Source organism: Citrobacter sp. Cs237, assembly GCF_030332325.1.
In the GTDB taxonomy this organism is placed as follows: domain Bacteria; phylum Pseudomonadota; class Gammaproteobacteria; order Enterobacterales; family Enterobacteriaceae; genus Citrobacter_A; species Citrobacter_A sedlakii.
Window position 1 is genome coordinate 134,332 of the sequence record NZ_JAOWIB010000106.1, and the last position, 21,331, is coordinate 155,662.

General features: G+C 56.5%; 20 protein-coding genes. 19 read left to right on the top strand and 1 reads right to left on the bottom strand.

The genetic code is table 11. From position 1 onward, the window contains the following. Positions 1 to 50 precede the first annotated feature (50 nt). Positions 51 to 1,010 carry a nickel/cobalt transporter gene (locus OGY07_RS14030; RefSeq protein WP_205612959.1) on the bottom strand — a complete coding sequence of 320 codons (960 nt, stop codon included), beginning with the start codon at positions 1,008 to 1,010 and terminating at the stop codon, positions 51 to 53. Between the two features lie 212 nt (positions 1,011 to 1,222). On the opposite strand from OGY07_RS14030, the gene OGY07_RS14035 reads away from it, so the two are divergent. The 19 genes from OGY07_RS14035 (at position 1,223) to OGY07_RS14125 (ending at position 21,331) form a co-directional block, all read left to right on the top strand. Next, the gene (locus OGY07_RS14035) at positions 1,223 to 3,655 is read left to right on the top strand and encodes a DMSO/selenate family reductase complex A subunit (protein WP_060570371.1); all 2,433 of its coding nucleotides are present in this window, start codon (positions 1,223 to 1,225) and stop codon (positions 3,653 to 3,655) included. A 13-nt stretch (positions 3,656 to 3,668) separates the two neighbouring features. Next, the gene (locus OGY07_RS14040) at positions 3,669 to 4,295 is read left to right on the top strand and encodes a DMSO/selenate family reductase complex B subunit (RefSeq protein WP_042291014.1); all 627 of its coding nucleotides are present in this window, start codon (positions 3,669 to 3,671) and stop codon (positions 4,293 to 4,295) included. Beyond that, positions 4,288 to 5,058, top strand: coding sequence for a dimethyl sulfoxide reductase anchor subunit family protein (locus tag OGY07_RS14045; RefSeq protein WP_286601269.1), 771 nt, complete (start codon positions 4,288 to 4,290; stop codon positions 5,056 to 5,058). The genes OGY07_RS14040 and OGY07_RS14045 overlap by 8 nt, the downstream gene beginning before the upstream one ends. Positions 5,059 to 5,148: 90 nt before the next feature. After that, positions 5,149 to 5,745 carry a molecular chaperone TorD family protein gene (locus tag OGY07_RS14050; protein WP_286601270.1) on the top strand — a complete coding sequence of 199 codons (597 nt, stop codon included), beginning with the start codon at positions 5,149 to 5,151 and terminating at the stop codon, positions 5,743 to 5,745. A gap of 29 nt (positions 5,746 to 5,774) precedes the next feature. Further along, positions 5,775 to 6,278, top strand: a complete 504-nt coding sequence (gene napF, locus OGY07_RS14055) for a ferredoxin-type protein NapF (protein WP_286601272.1) — start codon at positions 5,775 to 5,777, stop codon at positions 6,276 to 6,278. 453 nt (positions 6,279 to 6,731) lie between these two features. After that, positions 6,732 to 7,262: a fimbrial protein gene (locus tag OGY07_RS14060; protein WP_060570369.1), complete on the top strand. Its 531-nt coding sequence runs from the start codon at positions 6,732 to 6,734 to the stop codon at positions 7,260 to 7,262. Positions 7,263 to 7,337: 75 nt separating this feature from the next. Then, positions 7,338 to 7,886 carry a fimbrial protein gene (locus OGY07_RS14065; protein ID WP_211934938.1) on the top strand — a complete coding sequence of 183 codons (549 nt, stop codon included), beginning with the start codon at positions 7,338 to 7,340 and terminating at the stop codon, positions 7,884 to 7,886. A 63-nt stretch (positions 7,887 to 7,949) separates the two neighbouring features. Next, positions 7,950 to 10,424, top strand: coding sequence for a fimbria/pilus outer membrane usher protein (locus tag OGY07_RS14070; protein ID WP_286601276.1), 2,475 nt, complete (start codon positions 7,950 to 7,952; stop codon positions 10,422 to 10,424). A gap of 43 nt (positions 10,425 to 10,467) precedes the next feature. Beyond that, positions 10,468 to 11,211 (top strand): fimbrial biogenesis chaperone, encoded by a 744-nt coding sequence (locus OGY07_RS14075; protein WP_042291001.1) that lies wholly within the window; start codon positions 10,468 to 10,470, stop codon positions 11,209 to 11,211. Positions 11,212 to 11,229: 18 nt separating this feature from the next. Beyond that, entirely contained in the window at positions 11,230 to 11,853 is a 624-nt protein-coding gene (locus OGY07_RS14080; protein WP_060570366.1) for a fimbrial protein, read from the top strand. Continuing rightward, the gene (locus OGY07_RS14085; RefSeq protein WP_060570365.1) at positions 11,853 to 12,914 is read left to right on the top strand and encodes a fimbrial protein; all 1,062 of its coding nucleotides are present in this window, start codon (positions 11,853 to 11,855) and stop codon (positions 12,912 to 12,914) included. Before OGY07_RS14080 ends, OGY07_RS14085 begins: the two co-directional genes overlap by 1 nt. A gap of 9 nt (positions 12,915 to 12,923) precedes the next feature. After that, complete coding sequence (locus OGY07_RS14090; RefSeq protein ID WP_060570364.1) at positions 12,924 to 13,472, top strand: fimbrial protein; 549 nt, start codon at positions 12,924 to 12,926, stop codon at positions 13,470 to 13,472. 22 nt (positions 13,473 to 13,494) lie between these two features. Then, positions 13,495 to 14,154 (top strand): helix-turn-helix domain-containing protein, encoded by a 660-nt coding sequence (locus OGY07_RS14095; protein WP_060570363.1) that lies wholly within the window; start codon positions 13,495 to 13,497, stop codon positions 14,152 to 14,154. 88 nt (positions 14,155 to 14,242) lie between these two features. Beyond that, the gene (locus OGY07_RS14100) at positions 14,243 to 14,443 is read left to right on the top strand and encodes a DUF4762 family protein (protein WP_060570362.1); all 201 of its coding nucleotides are present in this window, start codon (positions 14,243 to 14,245) and stop codon (positions 14,441 to 14,443) included. Between the two features lie 60 nt (positions 14,444 to 14,503). After that, complete coding sequence (locus tag OGY07_RS14105; protein WP_286601281.1) at positions 14,504 to 15,175, top strand: DsbA family protein; 672 nt, start codon at positions 14,504 to 14,506, stop codon at positions 15,173 to 15,175. Positions 15,176 to 15,180: 5 nt separating this feature from the next. Then, positions 15,181 to 16,131 carry a hypothetical protein gene (locus tag OGY07_RS14110; RefSeq protein ID WP_060570360.1) on the top strand — a complete coding sequence of 317 codons (951 nt, stop codon included), beginning with the start codon at positions 15,181 to 15,183 and terminating at the stop codon, positions 16,129 to 16,131. An 8-nt stretch (positions 16,132 to 16,139) separates the two neighbouring features. Next, entirely contained in the window at positions 16,140 to 18,248 is a 2,109-nt protein-coding gene (locus OGY07_RS14115) for a peptidase domain-containing ABC transporter (protein WP_181822154.1), read from the top strand. Beyond that, positions 18,245 to 19,396: an efflux RND transporter periplasmic adaptor subunit gene (locus OGY07_RS14120; RefSeq protein WP_060570358.1), complete on the top strand. Its 1,152-nt coding sequence runs from the start codon at positions 18,245 to 18,247 to the stop codon at positions 19,394 to 19,396. The genes OGY07_RS14115 and OGY07_RS14120 overlap by 4 nt, the downstream gene beginning before the upstream one ends. A 3-nt stretch (positions 19,397 to 19,399) precedes the next feature. Then, positions 19,400 to 21,331 carry a MacB family efflux pump subunit gene (locus OGY07_RS14125; protein ID WP_042290981.1) on the top strand — a complete coding sequence of 644 codons (1,932 nt, stop codon included), beginning with the start codon at positions 19,400 to 19,402 and terminating at the stop codon, positions 21,329 to 21,331.

Here is a 21,331-nt window from a genome sequence, read left to right on the forward strand (position 1 = left end):
AAAAGCGCAGGGTCTGGAGTCACTATCAGATATTTTCTGCGCCCTGCAGGTTAACAACCGGCGGCGATATAGTCACCGTTCGCGCTAATCGGGATCACCGTTAAAAACAACACGGCGGCAAAGAGGATCAGCAGCACGCCGCCGATGATTTTTACCGCGGGCGCGAGCCATTTCGCCACGGGATGGCCTGTACCAAACCAGGCCAATGTCTGACTACGCGCATAGCGTACCGCCAGCGACAATCCCATGATCGACAGCGCGGTGCCAAAGGACATGGTCATGACCGCGGCGATCCCCCAACTGATAATGCCAAGGGCATTGGAAAAAAGCAGGATCATGATGGCGCCGCTGCAGGGGCGGGCGCCGATGGCGAGAATTACGCCCAGACGGGTTTTCCAGTTGCTGTCCGTCAGGTCGCGTCCCACTCCGTGATGACCACATCCGCACTTCTCATTATGGAGATGCTGGGGCGTTACGCGCGTAAAACCTGTAAAGGTGACGGGACGCAGGGACAGAAATGCCTGATAAATCAGAAATCCGCCAAAACCGGCGATTAACACGGCGCTGATTTTTTCGACATACCAGCGGCTGGTACTGAGATCGCCTGAGGCGAAGTTAAAGCCTATCGCCAGAATAAACACGAACAGAATCGCGCTCACCCCCTGCATCAGGCTGCCTATAAACGGCACAACCCGCGCGGCCAGCAAACTCTCTTTATTGGCGCTCAGATACGTGGTGACGATGAATTTCCCATGCCCCGGGCCCACCGCATGCAGCACGCCATAGATAAACGCGCCGATCAGCAGCCAGAACCCGCCGCTGTACTGATGATTATTTAACTGGAGCAGGTACATCACCAGATAACGGTGCAGCGTGATTTGCGCTGCCAGACACCACTGAATAAACGCCCCCCAGTGTAGATGCAGGGTATAGCCCATGATCAACAGCGTCAGGGTCAGGAGCCAGGCCAGCGTCAGACGTCGCGAGGGGGTGCGTTGTAACAGGGACATAATTAAACCCGGTGATGAATACGTAAAAAGTATAACTGCTGCTATTCGCTAAAGGGAAATTTCTCGCTAAGCCGCGCGGAATCTGAGGGGAAGATTATTTCGTCTGGGATTTTTCGCTTGATCATAGTCAATCGTCTGACAAGCATACTCCTTTATGATGAGAATTGATTACTTATTAATAATAACTATGGATGCAATGTGGGAAATAAAACATGGAAATAAAAGAGTGGCTCAACGCCAAATTGTCCCGACGAGACGCCGTCACCGGCACGGCGAAAGTGGGGGCCGCTGTTGCCCTGAGTAACGCGATAACCCTTCCCTTTTCGACCTCTGCCCACGCCGACACCCCTTCCGATGCGACACCCGCCGCGAATGGCGAAACCGTCCGCCATAGCGCTTGCCTCGTTAACTGCGGCAGCCGCTGCCCGCTAAAGGTGATCGTTAAAGACGATCGTATCGTACGTATCGAACCGGAAGATGCGAAAGACGACGCGGTCTTTGGTGAGCACCAGATACGTCCCTGCCTGCGCGGCCGTTCCAGCCGCTGGCGCGTCTACAGCCCGGATCGCATTAAGTATCCGATGAAGCGCGTGGGTAAACGTGGCGAAGGAAAATTCAAACGTATTTCCTGGGACGAAGCGACCGCCTTTATCGCTGCGGAAATGAAGCGCGTGACGGAGAAATATGGCCGCGAAGCGATTTACTATAACTATCAGTCCGGCGCGTACTATCACACCCAGGGATCGCCAGCCTGGAAGCGTCTGCTTAACCTTACCGGCGGCTATCTGAACTATCACAACACCTACTCCACCGCGCAAATCGCCACTGCGACGCCTTACACCCACGGCACCTACGTGGGCAGCCACTTCACCCAAATAGCCCATTCCGATCTGGTGGTGCTGTTTGGCCTTAACCTGTCTGAAACGCGTATGTCCGGCGGCGGGCAGGTGGAAGAACTGCGTCGCGCGCTGGAGACCTCTAAAGCGCGAGTAGTCATTATCGATCCTCGCTATACCGACTCAGTGGTGACGGAACATGCGGAATGGCTGCCGATTCGCCCGACCACCGATGCCGCGCTGGTGGCCGGTATCGCCCATACACTGATTAGCGAGCAGCTTATTGACGAAGCACAGGTCAATAAATACTGCGTCGGCTATGACAGCAGTACGCTACCGGAAGGCGCGGCGCCGAATGCCAGCTATAAAGATTACGTGCTGGGCACTGGCGATGACGGGATAGCGAAAACGCCAGAGTGGGCGGCGGATATCACCGGTATTCCGGCGGCGCGCATCCGCCAACTGGCGCGGGATATCGCCTCGGCGCGCGCCTGCTACATTTGTCAGGGTTGGGGACCGCAGCGTCACGCCAATGGCGAACAGACCGTGCGTGCGATCCAGACGCTGCCCGCGTTAACCGGCCATTTCGGCCTGCCAGGCACCAATAATGGTAACTGGCCATACGGTACACCGTACGGCGTACCGCTGTTGCCGATTCTGACCAACCCGGTAAAAACCTCCATTCCTTGTTATCTGTGGACCGACGCCATTCAAAGCCCGGAGAAAATGACCGCCACCACGATGGGGGTGAAAAACGCCGAGCGGCTAAAAACCGGTATCAAATTATTCTTTAATCAGGCCGGTAATACCCTGCTGAATCAGCACGGTGAAACCAACCGTACGCGTAAAATCCTCGCTGACGAAACGCTGTGCGAAACCATTATCGTCATTGAAAACCATATGACGCCGAGCGCGAAGTACGCCGATATCCTGCTCCCGGAAACCAGCTATCTGGAAGCGGAAGATCTGGTTGACAGTTCTTACGCGGCAGGGTCGCACAACTATATGATCGCCCTCCAAAAAACGGTGACCCCGATGTGGGAAGTGCGCAGCACCTATGACATCTGCGCCGATATTGCCGGACACCTGGGGCTGCGCGAGGAATATACCGAAGGGCGAACCCAGGCGCAGTGGGCGGAAATGCATTATCAGCAGATCCGCGAAAAGCGTCCGTATCTGCCGGAGTGGTCGGTGGCGAAAGAGATGGGCGTGATCGATCAGCGCGTCGCGACAGAAAAACAAAGCCTGGCGTTTGCCGACTTCCGCGCCGATGCCGAGGCGAACCCGCTGACCACGCCATCCGGGAAGATCGAGATTTATTCTCAGGCGCTGGCGGATCTGGAGAAAGCCTGGACACTACCGGAAGGCGATCGTATTCCGGCGATTCCGGAGTTCTGCGTGGTAAAAGAGTCGCACCTGAACAAGGCGTTGACGGCAAAATACCCGCTCCAGTTGAGCGGCTTCCATACCAAAGGCCATACCCACTCTACCTATACCAACGTGCTGATGCTGCATGAAGCGGTTCCGGACGAAGTGTGGATCAACCCGATCGACGCTAACGCGCGTCAGCTTAAGTCCGGCGACCTGGTACATGTGTTTAACGATCGCGGGACCGTGGCGATCCCTTGCAAGGTAACGCAGCGCATTCTGCCGGGCGTAGTGGCGATGCCGCAGGGCGCGTGGACCCGGCTGGACAGCAATGGCGTGGACGTTGGCGGGTGCATCAACACCCTGACCAGCCATTTGCCGTCGCCGCTGGCGAAAGGGAATCCACAGCATACCAACCTGGTCGACATCAAACGCGCTTAAGGAGTGAACCACAATGAAACAGTATGGCTTTTACGTTGACTCCTCGCGCTGCTCCGGCTGTAAAACCTGCCAGGTCAGCTGCAAGGATAACAAAGATCTGGACGTCGGCCCGAAATTCCGTCGCGTGTATGAATACGGCGGCGGCAGTTGGGTGAAAGAGGGCGAAAGCTGGCACAACGACACCTTTACCTATTATCTCTCTATTGCCTGCAACCATTGCGACGAGCCGGTGTGCGTCTCTGGTTGTCCGACCGGGGCGATGCACAAGCGTGAAGAGGACGGTCTGGTGCTGGTGGATGATAGCGTCTGCGTGGGCTGCCGATATTGCGAAATGCGTTGCCCGTACGGCGCGCCGCAGTTCGATGCGCAGGCGAAAGTCATGCGCAAGTGCGACGGCTGTCTCGACCGCCTGGAGCGTAATCTGCGCCCGATCTGTGTGGAGTCCTGCCCGCAGCGCGCGCTGGATTTTGGTCCGATCGACGAGCTGCGCGCGAAATATGGCAGTGAAAACGAAATCGCGCCGCTGCCGTCCGCGTCGTTTACCCATCCGAACCTGATTATTAAGCCGCACCCGAAGGCGCGCGCGTCGGGGGACAAGGAAGGGGCAATTGTGAACATGGGGGAGGTGCGCCATGCATGAGTTACCGCTGGTCTTTTTTACCGTCTTTACCCAAAGCGCGGTTGGGGCGTTTATTCTGCTGCTGATCGGCGGCACGCTCGGGCAGATTGACGCCCGACGAATGGCGGTGGGGCTGTTTTCCGTCATGTGTCTGTTTGGTGTTGGCGTCCTGCTGGGGATCTTCCATGTCGGCCAGCCGCTGCGCGCGCTGAATATGCTGTTGCGCGTCGGGCATTCGCCTATGAGCAATGAAATCGTGCTGTCGGCGGTGTTTGCTACGCTGGGCGGGTTGGGGTCCCTCGGGCTGCTGCTCAACCGTGGCGCCACGCTGTGTAAGGGGCTGGTGTGGCTGGCGGCGATCGTCGGCGTGGTCTTTATTCTGGCGATTCCGCAGATCTACCAGTTGCCAACGGTAGTGACGTGGCGTTCCTCTTATACCACCGTGATGATGGTGCTGACGCCGCTCATTGGCGGCGGTATTCTCGCCGGGCTGTTTGGTTTGCGCCTGGGACTGTTGATCAGCGTGCTGGCGATCCTCGTCAGCTTCTGTCTGCGTCCTGGCTATATGACGACGCTTATGAGCGCTGACGGCGCCCTGACCGCGGCGCAAGCCAGTTGGTTCACCGCGCAGGCGGTGCTGCTGGCGGCGGGTATCGTGGGCGTGGTTGTCTGGTCGCGACTGAAAACGAACGTAGCGGTTCTCGCGGCGACGGCGCTGGTGGTGATCGCCGCGGAGTTAGTTGGCCGTATCGCGTTCTACAATCTCTGGACGCTGCCGATGTAACCCTACCTGTCAGGCCTGCGGCGCTAACCTGTGGGCCTGACAAGCGTAGCGCCAACAGGCAATACTCAGGCATTTTTCAGGAGCTTTACTATGCCAACCCGTGCCGTATTACCGCGTATCCTCGGCGCACTGTTTTACTGGTCGCCGGAAAAGCCAGACGTCAAGGCGCTTATCGACTGTCTGCCGACGCTGCCGGAGCTGTATCCGTGGCGCGATCTGACGCCGATCTCACGTTTATGCGCCGACTGGCCGCAGCCCGACGCGGACGCGCTGGCCTGGCAGTTTTCGGTCCTGTTTGAAGGGCAGGGCGACATGCCTGTACCGCCCTGGGGATCGGTCTGGCTGGAGCGGGATAACCTGCTGATGGGCGACACAACCGCAGAATACCGTGCGTTTTTACAGTCTCACGGTATGGCCTTTGACGCCCGCCATACCGAACCGGAAGATCAGTTCGGACTGATGCTGCTGGCCTACAGCGCGCTGCTTGAGCAAGGGAATGACGCCGCCGCGAATACGCTGCTGGAAACACATTTACTGCCGTGGGGGTATCGCTATCTCGCGCTGCTGCATGCCAACACGATCAGTCCGTTCTATTCCCGTCTTGCTGCGGTGGCGGAATGTTATCTGCGGGACGTTGAACAGCAGCAGGCGTTGCAACCGCCTGCGAAACGGCTTTATTTCGGATGAATAAATCGGAGAAATATTATCAGGAACTGATGACTCACCGGCACGTGAGCCGCCGGGGACTGTTTCGCGCCTTCGTCAGCGCGGCAAAACATACCGCGCCCGAAGATGCCTCTTTTCACCTTTCCCACCCTCTGCCGCCGGGCGCGTTGCCAGACGCGCTTTTTAGCGTGCAATGTACCCGCTGTCATCACTGTATTGATGCCTGCCCGATGGGCATTCTGTCGCCGCACGACGATGGCTTCCCACAGCTGGCAATTGACTACGCCAGCTGCGACGGCTGCGGGTTGTGCATCGCCGCCTGCGCCTCCGGCGCGCTGCGTCCACAAATGCGTCCGGACACTGGTTTGCGTCTCGTGTTTCACGACGCCTGCGTAAACCCGGCGCGCGCCTGTAATCAGTGTGTGGAGGCGTGCCCGGAACAGGCCTGCGCTATCAGCGCCAGCGGTGTCCCCACGGTGGATGCCGAACGCTGTAACGGCTGCGGAGAATGCCGTGTGCAGTGCGGTTACGATGCCGTTAGGCTGGAGCGGTAGGGGTTGAAATAAGCGAGGATGTTCCTGAATTAAACGTTATTCATCGCGTTTCCGCTTATTCACGAGTGTTGTTAGAAAAATTATTTCTGCCGTTTATATGAATTATCCTAAGTCTTTTTTTTATGTCTTAGGAATATTCCCGCCTCAATTCCTCATGTGTTTAGGATTAATCACACAGCTTCGCGAGATATAACATCCTGTTTTTTGTTTTTGCGAGTTATCAATGCGTATCTTTTCCATAGCAAATGTAGTGCTTTGTGGTGAATTTTTGATTTGATAGCATTTTGCACAGTTCGAAGGAATGGCGGTAATTAAGATTGAATAATTTCAACTTTAATTATTACCAGAACATTTCCGGAACAAAACCAAGAGTTGTTTTCTACAGAGCGAAATATCGATCGCGACGTGATGACTCTTTATTTCTCAGGATATTGGTACAAACAGGATATTGTTATGAAACTGAATAAAGTTGCTATGGCTGTTGCTTTCACTGCTGCTCTGGGCTCTATGTCGGTATTAGCTGACACGACGAATGGCCAGATCGAATTTCAGGGTGAACTGGTGAATACCGCCTGCGGTCTGGCGCCAGGTTCCAGCCCGGTTGTTGTTGATTTTGGTCAGATCCCTGTTTCTGCACTGGCAAACGGTGCGCGCGCCGGTAACGTGCATCAGAACATCGAACTGCAGCACTGCGACACCACCGTCGCTTCTACCGCTGAAGTGTCTTACAACCCGACCAGCGTGAACCCGACTGATGCCACTCTCGCAGCCTTCACTTCCGGCACCGCGTCTGGCGCAGGTATCGGCCTGCGCGACAGCGCCAGCCAGGACGTGGTCTGGGGCCAGGCGACTACCCCGGTTCAGCTGGTTAACGGCACCAATACCATTCCGTTTGTGGCTTATGTGAAAGCAGAAAGCGCGAGCGCGACCGTGGCGGCTGGTTCCTTCCAGTCAACGGTTAACTTCGAGATTGCTTACCAGTAATCCATTTGCAGGTCTGAGTGCGGGAGCGATTCCCGCACTTATTTCAGCGCGTTATTCGTACCAGGGAGGGACAACATGAAATCAGGCAACGCAGGCGTTATTTCGCTGTATTTGTGTGCTCTGGTGGCATCGGCTTCTGCTTCAGGTGCAACCGTGACGCCGGGAAAATTAGCCATGAGCGGTGAGCTCATTGAAGCCGCTTGCAGTCTGGACCCGACAAGCCGCGATGTGGAAGTCGAATTTGGCAATGTGTCTGCCAGCCAGATTAACCGCAATGATGAAGGCAATATTACGCGGCCATTTCGGGTACGCCTTACCGGTTGCTCGATTGTAAAAAGAGGCAATGACGGTTCGCTGTATCCTTATGCCTCAGTCACTTTTATTGGCAGCGCGGCGGCATCCGATCCGACTACATTATTAATTAGCGGCAAGGCGGACGGTTTTGGCATTCAGCTGCGTGACAGCCACGGTGAAATATTAACGCTTGGGCAGCCTTCCCGGGGATATGAACTGAGCGACAGTGATAACGATTTAAAATTTACCGCATCACTGGTGCCGGTAGAGAAATATATAAAGGCGGGTGAATTTACAGCCGTTGCGCAATTTTTTATGGATTACAACTAACAAAATAACAATAACGTAGCGGGAAGCAGGACGTTTTTTACGGATTTATTCGGGATGAAAATCATGTCGGTAAAATTAAAAACAAAGATAACGATAATAGCCCTTCATGTGATGAGCTGCTGCTATGCGGCACCGGTGTGGGCGGAAGAAAGCGTTGAATTTAATACCGATGTCCTGGATGCTGCAGATCGTACGCGTATCGATCTGTCGCGCTTTGCGACGGACAACTACGTTACCCCTGGCGACTACCTGTTAGATATTCGTATCAATGGCCAGCCGGTGGGGCAGGAGAAGATTCGTTATATTGATGCTCCCGAAGGCAAACGCACGCTGCCGTGCATTAATGGCGACCTGCTGGACAAACTGGCGCTGAAAGAAGACGCGCGTATGCAGGTTACTCAGGTGTATGAAAACTGCTATTCACTGCAAAGCCTGCCGGGGGCGAAATTAAGCAACTATGCCGGCGTACTGGAGATCACAGTGCCGCAGGCGTGGATGAAATATAACGATCCTGACTGGACGCCTCCCGAACGCTGGGATCAGGGCATCGCCGGGCTGATTTTCGACTACAGCCTCAACGGGCAGATTACCCGCCAGTTCAACGATCATGAAAACTACAGTTCGCTTTCCGGCTACGGCCAGGCGGGCGCCAATATTGGCGGCTGGCGTCTGCGCGGCGAGTATCAGACCAGCTACTACAGCCAGAACCATCAGTTCGATTTCGACTGGAATCAGATTTACGCATACCGTCCGTTACCGATGATGGCGGCAAAGCTGACGCTCGGTGAGATCTACCTGAATTCGCAGGTATTTGACACGGTGCGTTTCACCGGGATCAACCTCGCCAGCGATGAGCGGATGTTGCCGCCAGCGCTACAGGGCTATGCCCCCGAAATTCACGGTATCGCCCGTACGAACGCCAAAGTCACCGTCAGCCAGAGCGGGCGCGTTATCTATGAAACCACCGTACCCGCCGGTCCGTTTAATATTCAGGATCTGCGCAGTTCGGTGCGCGGTACGCTCGATGTGCGCGTGGAAGAACAGGACGGATCGGTTTCTACCTTCCAGGTGAACACCGCCAATATTCCGTACCTGACGCGTCCGGGCTATGTGCGCTACAACATTTCGGGCGGTACGCCGTCGCGCTACAACCATAAGCTTCAGGGGCCAACCTTCCTCTCCGGCGATTTCTCCTGGGGGGTCAGCAACGCGTGGTCGCTGTACGGCGGCCTGCAATCCTCCGGTGAAGAATACACCGCCGCCTCGCTGGGTATTGGCCGCGATCTTAACCTGCTGGGCGCCATATCGGTTGACGCCACCGAGTCGTGGAGCCGCACGCGGGAAGGCGATCGCAAGAAAGGCACCTCTTACAAATTGAGCTACGCGAAAACGTTTGATGAGTACCACAGCTCCATCACCTTCGCGGGCTACCGTTTCTCGCAGGAAGATTTCCGCTCAATGGCGCAATACCTCGATGAGCGCTACGAAGGCTATGACCACCTGGGCCGCGAAAAAGAACTTTATACCATTACCGGGAATAAAACGTTCTGGGCCGATGAACCGGGCAAAGCGACCACGGTCTTCCTGACCTGGACGCATCAGAACTACTGGGATAAGCGCAGCCAGGACCGCTACGGCATGTCGGTAGGACGCTCTTTCCGTATCGGAGACATTAACGGTATTACCGCCAACCTCTCTGCTTATCGTACTGACTATAAAGGAAGTAAAGACGACTCGATTTCCTTCTCCCTGTCAGTGCCGGTGGGCGACAACAGATGGGCGGGGCTGGATGTCCAGACCAACAACGGCAAAACCAGCCCGATGGCGTCCTATACCGACAACAGCGATTACAACAACCTGTGGCGCGTTCGCGCAGGCGCCAGCCAGCAAGGCAACGTCAGCGTTGACGGTTATTACAACCATCGCTCGCAGGTGGCGGAAATTAATACCAACGCCAGCTATCGCCAGAATGAATACATGGCGCTGAGCACCACGTTACGTGGCGGCTTTACGGCGACCCGACACGGCGCAGCCATTCACAACAGCGGCGCGACGCTGAACACCGCTCGCGTCATGGTGGATACCAACGGTATTGGCGGCGTACCGCTCAACGGCGAGAAGTCGCGGACCAACCGCTTCGGCATTGCCGTGGTGCCGGATGTCGTGAGCTACAACAGCTTTGACACCCGCGTGGATGTAGACGCGATGGACGGCGACATCGAACCGTCTAAAGCCATCAGCACCACAACGCTTACCGAAGGGGCGATTGGTTATCAGGCCTTCGGCATGGCGAAAGGGATGAAGATGATGGGCACGCTGCGCCTCGCTGATAACAGCGTTCCGCCGTTCGGCGCGGAAGTCTACAACGCCGACGGTATCAGCGTCGCGATGGTGCTGGAAGACGGTAAAGCCTGGCTTGCGGGCGTCAACCCTGACGAAACGCTGAACGTGATGTGGGGCGGAAAACAGCAGTGCAAGATCACCATCCCACCAGGCGCGACAAATGGACGCGCGGATACGCTGCTGCCGTGTCGTTAATCCCGGGCAGAACGAGTTATCTCATTGTAATAAAAGGCCAAAAATGAGCAAAAAAAGACATAACGGATACCTGCTGGCGGCGTTAGCGCTGAGCGCGGTGGGTGGCTATGCGCAGGCAGGCGTCTCGCTGGATCGGACCCGCGTGATTATTACGGAGAAAGATGTGTCGTCGAGCGCCAATCTGAGCAACACCAGCCCGGATGTTCCGTTCCTCGCCCAGTCATGGGTTGAAGATGAGAAGGGGAACAAGATCACGTCGCCGCTGCTGGTGTTACCTCCGCTACAGCGGATCAACGGCGGGCAGAAGGGGATCGCGCGCGTGACCAAAACCGACGGTATCGAAAAGCTGCCGAAGGACAGAGAGAGCCTGTTTTATCTCAACGTCCGGGAGATCCCGCCGAAGCCGGACAAACCGAACACGCTACAGCTGGCGATGCAGTCGCGCATCAAGCTGTTTTACCGCCCGGCGGCGGTGATCCCGAAGTCAAAAAGTGAAGTCTGGCAGGATCAGGTGGTGTTCCATAAGAACGGCAGCAAGATGACGGCAGAGAACCCGACGCCTTACTACATCACCATCCTTGGCTTGTCGAAAGGCGCCGGACAGAAGATCACCAAATTCCCGGGGATCATGGTCGCGCCGAAGTCCAGCAAGCAGTTTGATGTGACAGATGCAAGCGTCAATCAGTTCTCAATGATGTTTGTGAATGACTATGGCGGTCACCCGGAACTGAAATTCCGTTGCGATGGCAACACCTGTAAAGCGTTGCCGCCTGCTCAACAGGGTTAATCAAGAAGGAACCTGACAATGCAAAATCCTTTTCCATGTATTGCCCTCCTGGCGATGGGCGTGACGTTTTCCAGTTCGGCGGACGTACCGGTACAGCCGCAGCACAATGCGCTGGAGCAGGTCGGCGAAGATAGCGGCATTGTCCGGTTTCACGGCTCGGTGTATGCCTCTCCCTGCGTGTTTATGACACAGGGACGTATCCAGGACGTCGAACTGGGTGACATTAGCGCCCAGCGTTTTCATCAGGCGGGCGATCGCAGCCAGCCGGTGCGCTTCAAGCTGTATCTGAAAGATTGCCTGAAAGGGGCGTCGCAGGCGCGGGGAAGCCTGGCTTCCCGTACCACCGGCGAAGACTGGCGCGCGTATAGCACTGGCGAGCAGGCCGTGCAAATGACGTTTGTCGGCGAGGCGGATATCAACAATACGCAACTGCTGCGCACGACCGGTACCACCCGCGGCGCGGGTGTTCGGCTGCTGGATAAAAGCGGCAATGCGCTGGACGTCGGGCAGACCCATGCCCCCTGGCTGATTAAAAACGGCGACAGCGAGCTGAGCTTTATGGCGGCGCTGGAGTCTACCGGCACCCACGTCAGCGCCGGTGAGTTTAGTAGCCTGGTGCGCCTGAAGATGGAGTATCTGTAATGAATGTATCAGGCCTGTTGCGCCGCAAAGCGTCGGCTGTACTGGTGGCTTGCGCACTCGGGATGCCGGGAGCCGCATGGTCGGCGGTGGATGGCGAAATTGAACCGGTCGGCGGCACTTATGACTATATGGTCAACATTAACAATACGAACATTACCAATAATCAGCCAGGGTCAACCTATACGGATACGTTTGACCTGGCCGGGATGTTCCAGGGCCGCGCTTACTGTTCTGTGCCGATGACGAATCAGGCGGTGTACTACACGGCGCAGGCGACGTTAACCCAGCAGGGGAGCAACCCGGATTATCTGAAGCTCAATGACTATATGGACGTCAAAATTGAGATCTATATCGGCGGAACGGTGCGGGACTATAAAGTGGTTCCGTTTACAGGTCTGTCCAACGGGATTGAGCAAAACTATTGCAACGTGCCGAGTACGATTCTGGATAACGAGTTTGCTTCCGGGGCTAAGGGAAGGGTGACCTTTATGATCACCAAACCCATTATCAACGGCGTGAACTTACAGGGGTCCGAAATCGCTAAGCTGTTTGGGCGTCTCGGGCCAGGGGCCATCGGCGGCACGCCGTTATCGCGCATTACCATCGCCTCCGGGGTGATCACCGTACCGGATAAGTGCGTGGTGAACCAGGGGACGCCGATTGTCGTTGATTTCGGCACTATTCCGGGCACCGGCAGCGCGCTGGACGGCAATAATTTCAGCCAGCACGTGCCGATTCACGTGAAGTGCGAAGGCGGCAGCTTTTCCCAGGGGGCGCTGAATATCAAGCTTGGTATCCAGCAGCCTAACCCGGCCTTTACGGACGGCTCGTACCTGAGCACGCAGGGCACCGGCGGCGTCGATCGTTCGATGCTGGGTATTGCGCTGCGCGACGCTCAGCGCAATCTCATTAAGCCGAACACCTTTTATAACGTGCCCGGATTTGCGAATAACGAGGGCGACTGGAATCTGGTTGCCGCACCGATCGCCCAAAGCGCGACGTCGACAGTTCCGGAAGGCGAATTTCACGCGTCGGCCACGGTCGTGGCTGAATTCCAGTAAGGAGGGAATATGCAGCGCATTATGATGATCCTCGCCTGTTTCGTGACGACGCTTATCACCCCCTCCGCATGGGCGCTGGGGCAGCTGATCGGCGGCGATTTGAGCTTTAAGGGTGTGGTGATGGCCTATCCGTGCAGCATCGCGCCTGAGTCAGAGCGGGTGCCGGTCGACTTTGGCAACATATCAACCAAGTCTTTGTACATTAACGGCAAAACGGTCCCCGTGCCCTTCACCATCAAGCTTCAGGGCTGTACCCCGAGCGTTTTTAACAGCGTAACGGTGACGTTCAGCGGGACGGCTAACCCTAATCTCGCGGATCGGTTGGCGATCAGCGCCACCGCGCCAGGTAACGCAAGCGGCGTGGGTATTGGTCTGCTGGAGGCCGACGACACCCCGGTACAGCTGAACGCCGCCACGACTCCAGTGGCCATTAACGACACGATTTTACGGCTGAACTTTCAGGCGTTCGTTGAAGCGGAGCCAGATGCCTTAGCAAACGGAACCCTTACCACCGGGCCATTTACCGCGACGGCGAATTACACATTGAGCTATCAGTAGCGCGTCAACAGGGATTTGAGGCATGGTGTATCAGTGTTTTCTTTATGATAAGAATTTCTTTTATTCGCAAGGCTTAAAAACGGTAATTGCCCGTTTAGTCGGCGAGCAGGCTGAGACGCAATATTCCTTAACCGATGATTACGCCCAGCTGATTTCTGTGCTCCAGACAAAAGTCGATGATCATCATCGACTGCTGATTCTTTGCGATCTTGACAGTTTGCCGCAAGAGCGTTTTCGCGCGCTGCAACTGATGAAAGATTTTTATCAGCAGGAAGATAAAAGTCTGGTGATTTTATTGAGCGAGCATAATTTGCCGCTGTTTTTTGCGCTCTATACCATATTGCCGAGTGCGCACTGGTTATTGAAAAGTGAAAATATCGACAATATCGGTCCCTTTTTTCAGGATCTGTTTGATAAAGGCCATCGGGGATGCTGCTTTAGCCACTCGCTGGTGAACTACACACGGCAAAAACTGCACAACAGGGAAGAAGATTACACCATTTCCGGTAATGAGTGGTGGCTGATGGAAGAAATATTCAAAGGGAAATCGTTGTCGCAGATTTCCGATGAAGTGAACGTGGACGTGCGTCGCCTGAGTTATATCAAGCGCCATTTAATGAAGCGGTTGAATATCCGCAACAATATTGCCCTGTTCGCGGCGTTTAAGGGAATTATGCCCTGAGCGTGTGGAAAATTTTTGGCGAACGCTTTCGCCGAATTCCCGGTGCAAATGAATGCACCTTATTAAACCTTAATGAAGGAAAACAGAAATGAAAACATTAACTGCGATCGAAGCTGCAATGGTTGTGGGCGGAACCTGCAAAACCTGCGAAACAACCTATCAGAACGTGACTATCGGTGGCGTAACCTCCTGTAAGGAACTGACGACCTGCACCGACAAACACGGCAGCACCACGACCATGAAAGATGCTGACTCCAGCAAATGTGGCGGTATCCCGAACCGTTTCTAATCGGGCTCAGCCTGGGGGAGGACATGCCCCCAGGCTTTTCTTTTCCGTGGCGAGAATGTTATGGCGACGCATTTTAAACGTATTACCCTTATTGGTTATTCACTGTTTCTCATCGTGATCTCTTCGCTGATGACGGTGCTTTGTTATCATATTTTTGTTTTCAAAACATTTTCAGCGGATGATTCTCAAACGCAGGCGTTTCGTGAAGTCAGCGTTGAGCAGGTGGCGAACAGCCCGATAAAAGAAGAGCGCAGTATTATTGAAGTTATGTCCTACGGTTGCCATTACTGTGCGGCAAACGAAGATAACCTCGCTGAATTTAGCCGGTCGTTACCGCCCGGCAGCACATTTACCTCTATTCACATCGCCGGTGATAATAACGGTCTGGCGGCGTACGCTCCGTTATTTGCCACGCTGGAAGTTATGGGCATTGAAAAGCAGGTGCGCGACAGCGCTTATAATGCGGTGATAACGCGTGGTGTTGATCTGACGGATAACAATGCGCTGCAAGGCTGGCTGGTAAAAAATAATATCGATACGACGAAATTCAATACAGTCCGTCAGAGCGAGGCTGTAAAAAAACGCCTCAGCGAAATGGCGGCAATTACCGAACATTATGCGATTAACGCCACGCCAATATTTATTATCAATAAACGTTATGTGGTGGCGCAGGATCGGGAGTTTCCGCAATTTGCCCAGCGGATGCAGCAGTTGCTTAAAGAGGATAAATAGTCTCCGTGGTCAGGTTTTTTATTATCTGGAGCGTCTTTAGCATCCGCAACCGTCTGGGACAAGTGCGCCGCCTGCGCCGGGAACTGTCCCGGGCGGCGATGTTTGCGCTGCGGAAAATTCTGCGCTACGGATACCTCCCCGCGGTGCTGGCAGTGGCGAGGGGGCTTTGCGCCCTGCGTCTGGCGGGACGCTCGTTTCGCTGTCAACACGCGGTGGCCAATGAAAACGCACGCTGTCTGACAGGGTATTCGGGGCGCGTGGACGCCGTATGGATAGCCGTCCGCCGTCGTTTGCTGGAAGAAGCCGCTACCTGGGGGCAGAGTCCGGCGCTGCTGCGACAGATTCGCGCCTGCGCGGCGCAGCTCGACGCCGTGGTCGCGCCGCTGCATCAACAAAACACACCTTATATTCTGGCGCCGCTGCATACGGTCTCGGACGTGCTGGCGGCGATGGTTGGCGCCTGCGTCACGCCGGGAAGCGCCAGTGTGGTGGTCTCTGCAAGCGCGGAACTCTATAACGCCCAGACCCGCGCGCTGGGGGGCGTCGCGCTTTCGTACTGCTCAATTCACCAGGAAAACAAAGCACTGGCAGGCGATCTGATGACGCTCATTACGGATGTCGCCTGCGGTCGGCAAAACATGATCATATTTCCCGATATCTCGCCCGACTATACCTTGCAGGCCGAAGGTGCGCTGGCGGCGAAATTGCCGTGCCGTTTATTTGACCGCAGCGCGAAGCTGCACAACGGCGTGGTTCGTCTTTCCGCGGTGATCAAGGCCCAGGTGGTGTTTTACCACCTGAGTTACGACAACGGCCTGCGTATCCACATTCATCCTCCGGTCGCCAGCCGCGACGTCGCGCAGACGCTGCCGGGAATTATTGAGTCCACCCTGCGCGACTATCCGCAGGAGTGGCTGCTCTGGCACAGCCATTCCCTCTATTTTATTAATCACTAATTATAAAAATGAAAACCACCATCCCGAATCAGATCTTTCAGGAAGAAACCAACGAATGCGGCCTGGCGTGCGTGGCGATGCTGGCGCAGACGCAGGGGAAAACCGTTTCGCTGGAGACGTTGCGCGATATTTTTCCGGCGTCCGATCACGGCACGTCGCTGGATACGCTGATGACAATTCTGGCGCGGCTGGGCATTGCCACCACGCCGGTCCTGTTTGAGCATCACGAACTGAATGACCTGCCGCTGCCGGCTATTCTGCACTACGGCGCCAGCCATTACGTTCTGCTGGCCTGGCGTAAGGGGAATCAGGTGTGCGTGATGAACCCGGCGATTGGCGAGCAGTGGTTGCCGTTTTCCGCGCTGAAGCAGGAGATCAGCGGCTATGCGTTGATTGTCGAACCGGATCGACCGCTGGAGGCCGATCCTGACCTGTCGTTACCGGATGAGACGCAGACTGCGCCACGCGCCATGAGTATGCAGGAAACCGCGGCGGTGCCGGGGATTTACCGGCTGATGTTATTGACCTTCCTGGTCTCCCTCACGCTGTTCCTGATGCCGACAATGGTCAGCAACGCCATTAATCAGGCGTTTTCCAGCGTCGGGAACAGCGATTTTCCCTACGGCTGGTTTATCCTGGCGTTTATGGTTTCCTCGCTGATGGCGCTGGGCGTACGGGTGATTAGCGAGCGTTTCATTAAACGCTTTGTGTTGATCCACAGCGGGGTCGGATTTTCCCGTCTGCTCAGCAATCCGCTGCGCTTCTTTGAAAAACGCGCGCCGGGGGAGATCTTCAGCCGCTTCACCGCCTGGCAGGTGGGTCTGCTGCAAAAGATTGAACTGGATAACGGTCTGCGTTCCGACTGGGTGATTTGCGTTATTGCGCTGGCGGTGATGTTCTGGATCGCCCCGGTACTGGCGGCGATCTCGGCGGTGGGGGTGACGGTGATGGGGATCATCAGCGTCTGGGCGGTGATCCGCGACCGCTGGTTCACGCAGCAGTTGCAGCTTAAAAGCGCCACCCTGAACGACTTCTTTATGGAGACTATCCAGGGCATTTTGACCGTCAAAACCGCCGGGCTGGAAGGCCAGCGGCAAGGGCAGTTTGCAGCGTTCAGCCGCGATCTTTTTTCCTGCCTGCAGCGCCAGAAAGTCTATCAGCAGGTTAAAGAGGGGTTGTATCAGCTGACCGGCAGTCTGGAAATGGTGGTGTTTATGCTGGTGGTGCTGCCGATGGTACACAGCAAACTCATCTCGCTGGGCGACTTTTTTGCCTACAGCTTTCTGCGCCAGATCTTTACCTCTTACGTGACGCGGATTTTCTACGGCATTATTCAAAAAACACAGCTCAACGTTATTGATACCCGCGCCCATAGCCTGTTTGCCCGCAGAGACGAAGCCGAGCCCGTGCCGTTGACCCCGGCGCTGCCGTCAGGCGCGGTGCCCACGCTTCACTTTGATGCCCTGCGCTACGATTACGATCCGGCGAGGCCGATTCTGAACGGAGTATCGTTCACCCTGAACGCCGGAGAGCAGATGGCGATCGTCGGCGAGTCCGGGGCCGGAAAGAGTACCCTGTTGCGGCTGATCGCCGGACTGCTGGCACCTCAGGCGGGCGGCTGTTATGCCGGCGAAACGCGCTTGTCGCCGGAATTGCTCACGCGGCTTGTCTGTCTGCAAAGCCAGGAGGACATCCTGTTTAACGCCTCGGTGCGGGAAAACATCACTTTGTTTGACGCACAGTACCGTGAACGCGACCGCGGACGCATTGAGGCGCTGCTTGATTCCCTCGCGCTGGGTGACGTGGTGCGCGGGCTGCCAGGCGGTGTTGACGCCCTGATTCGGGAAAGCCACGCGGCGCTTTCTCTTGGGCAACGTCAGCGCTTGTTGCTGGCGCGGGCGCTGTACAGTACGCGTCCGGTGTTGCTGCTCGACGAACCGACCGCGAATCTTGACGACGACACGGCGGCGACCGTGATGGAGACGCTCCGCCGTCACTGTCACGAAACCGGTAAATCATTGATTGTTGTAACCCACAGCGAACAGGTACTGTCGCATTTTCCGCGCGTTTATCAGCTTATTGCAGGCCAGTTGCGCCCTCTGGAGGCCGATGTATGACGCGTAAAACCCGCTGGATGTTGGCTGCTTTCGGACTGGCGTTTGTCGTCGCCAGCAGCGTGGCGTGGACGACGCTGGCCTCTGACTCTCCCGATGAACACCTGGCGCTGGAAACCATTGGTACAGGGGATATCGAAAAAGTCGTGCTGGTCACCGGCGTCCTGAAACCGGCGGTGCAGGTCAACGTTGGGGCGCAGGTCAACGGACAGCTTCGCAAGCTGTACGTGCGTCAGGGCGACAAGGTAAAAAAAGGGCAACTGCTGGCGGAGATCGACCCGACCATTCAGGAGTCTGATCTTAACAACGCCCACGCGCAGCTTGCCAGCGCCAAAGCGCAAAAGCTGTCGGCGCAGGCGACCCTGTTACGTTATCGCCAGGAGCTTAACCGTCAGCGGATGATGATGCGCGACGGCTCTGGCGTGCGCAGTGAATTTGAGCAGGCGCAGGCGCAGTACGACGCGCAGGTGCAGCAGATCGCTGTGAGCGATGCGCAGATTGTACAGGCGGAGATGGCGGTGAAATCCGCGCAGGCTAACCTGAGCTATACCCGCATCGTCGCCCCGATCGACGGCGAAGTACTGGGGATTGTGACCCGGGAAGGGCAGACCATCGTCTCCTCGCAAACCGCGCCGACCATCCTGGTGCTGGCGAATCTCGACACCATGCAGGTGCAAACGCGGATTTCAGAGGCGGACGTGCAGAAGATCCGCCCCGGTCAGCCGCTGCGTTTCTACGTCATTGCCAACCCGGAAAAACGCTATAGCAGCACGATGGGCTTTGTTCAGCCCGCGCCGCAGGAGGCGCTGGAGGCGTCCGGGGAAAACAGAATGGGCGGCAATCAGCAGGCGATGGCGGTCTACTACACCGGAACGTTTGAAGTGCCTAACGCGGAGCGCGAGCTCAAAACGTCAATGACGGCGCAGGTGTTTATCCAGATTGCGAAAGCCAAAAACGTTCTGCGCGTACCGGTTGCCGCGCTGGGACAGGCACAGGACACCGAGCGTTACGCCATTACCACTTATGAGAATGGCAAAACGCGCACCCGCATCATCCGTATCGGCATTAATGACAGGCAGTATGCTGAAGTGCTGGAGGGGTTAACGGCGGGTGAACAGGTGGTGCTGGCGCAGGATGCAGGGCGGGGATAGCGGATGGAGCCGATTATCGTTTTACGTCAGGTTTGCCGCGCGTTTAACGCCGGAACGCAGGTGCTTCCGGTTCTCAGCGATATTTCACTGACCCTTCACGCCGGCGAGATGGTGGCGATTGTCGGGGCGTCCGGGTCGGGGAAATCCACGCTAATGAACATTATTGGCTGCCTCGACAAACCCACGTCCGGTGAAGTGCTGATTAACGGCACGCCGGTGCATGAGGCCGACGAACTGCGCCTGGCAGACCTTCGCAGCCGCTATCTGGGCTTTATTTTTCAACGCTACCACCTGATGCCGTATCTGACCGCAGAAGAAAACATCGCGATTCCTGCGCTTTATACCGCCATGCCGGAGCCAGAGCGTAAAGCCCGTATACAGCGACTGGCGCGCCAGCTCGGTCTGGAGAACCGCCTGCAACATCGGCCTGCTCAGCTTTCCGGCGGTCAGCAGCAGCGTGTGAGCGTCTGCAGGGCGCTGATTAACGGCGCCCATATCATTCTGGCCGATGAGCCGACTGGCGCCCTCGACAGCGTGAGCGGTAAGGCGTTGATGGATGTACTGCATCAGCTGCATACCGCCGGGCACACGGTGATTATCGTGACCCATGACCGCGACGTGGCCCGTCAGGCGCAGCGCATTATTGAAATCAGCGACGGGCGGATCATCAGCGATGAACAGCATGTCGCTGTCAGGCAGGCTTCGGCGTTACCGGATCAGGACAACGGACGCGCGTCGTTAGGGCGCAGCCTGCATGAGTCGGTACGCATGGCGTGGCGATCGTTGCTTGGGCACCGGATGCGGGCCTTTCTCTCAATGCTCGGGATTATCATCGGTATTGCGTCAGTCGTGTCGTCGATGGCCGTTGGCGAAGGGGCGCGTCAGGCGATCATGAGCGAAATCGGCAAGCTGGGAAGCACCACGCTGGAGATCCGTCCTGGAACGGGATGGGGCAGTAAACGCCCGGATATGGAACGCGCGCTGTCGCTGGACGATGTGCGGAGTTTACAAGCGCTGCCGTGGATTATGGGCGTCTCGCCAGTGGTGAGCAGCACCACGCTCGCGGTCCGCAAGGGGCTGGATTCTTCGCTGATGCTTTCCGGCGTGTCACAGGACTTCTTCTCGCTGCAGGGATTGCGCTTCGTCGAGGGAAATGGCTTTACCGCGCGTGACGTCGCCGAAGGCGAACCGGTGCTCATCCTTGATGAAACCGGACGCGATACGCTGTTTCCCGGCGGTGAAAACGCCCTCGGCGAGATCGTGCAAATTGCCGGTGCGCCGTGGCGGGTCATTGGTGTTGCCACGCGCCCTGGTCCGAAAGTGGTTGGCGGCTTTATGGCGGCCTGGGCGCCGCATACGGCCTTACAACAGCGACTAACCGGCGAGAAACCGCTGGAGTCGTTGATCGCGCGTTTTCAGCCGACGCTGGAACCGCATGACGCGGCGCAGCGCGCGGAACGGCATCTGCTGCGTGAGCATGGCAGAAAAGACTTCTTTATCCAGACCGACGATCAGTTGGCAAACGCCCTGCAAAAAACCTCCGACTCTATGTCGCTGTTGATCACCGCAATCGCCGCTATTTCGCTGTTGGTGGGCGGCGTGGGGGTGATGAACATCATGTTGGTTTCGGTGACCGAGCGTACCCATGAGATCGGTATTCGCCTGTCCGTGGGCGCAAGGCCGTCAGACATTATGAATCAGTTTCTGATCGAGGCGGTGATGATCTGCGCTCTCGGCGGCCTGCTCGGGGTTATGGGCTCGTGGGTGGCAGGACATATCTTCGCTGTCGCCACCGACGCCTTCACGATGGTCTTTACCGCCTTTCCGGTGCTGATGGCGTGTGGGTTTTCCGCGCTTATAGGCCTGACGTTTGGCTATTTCCCGGCGCGCAGAGCGGCTCGCCTTAACCCGACAGAGGCGCTGGCACGCGAATGA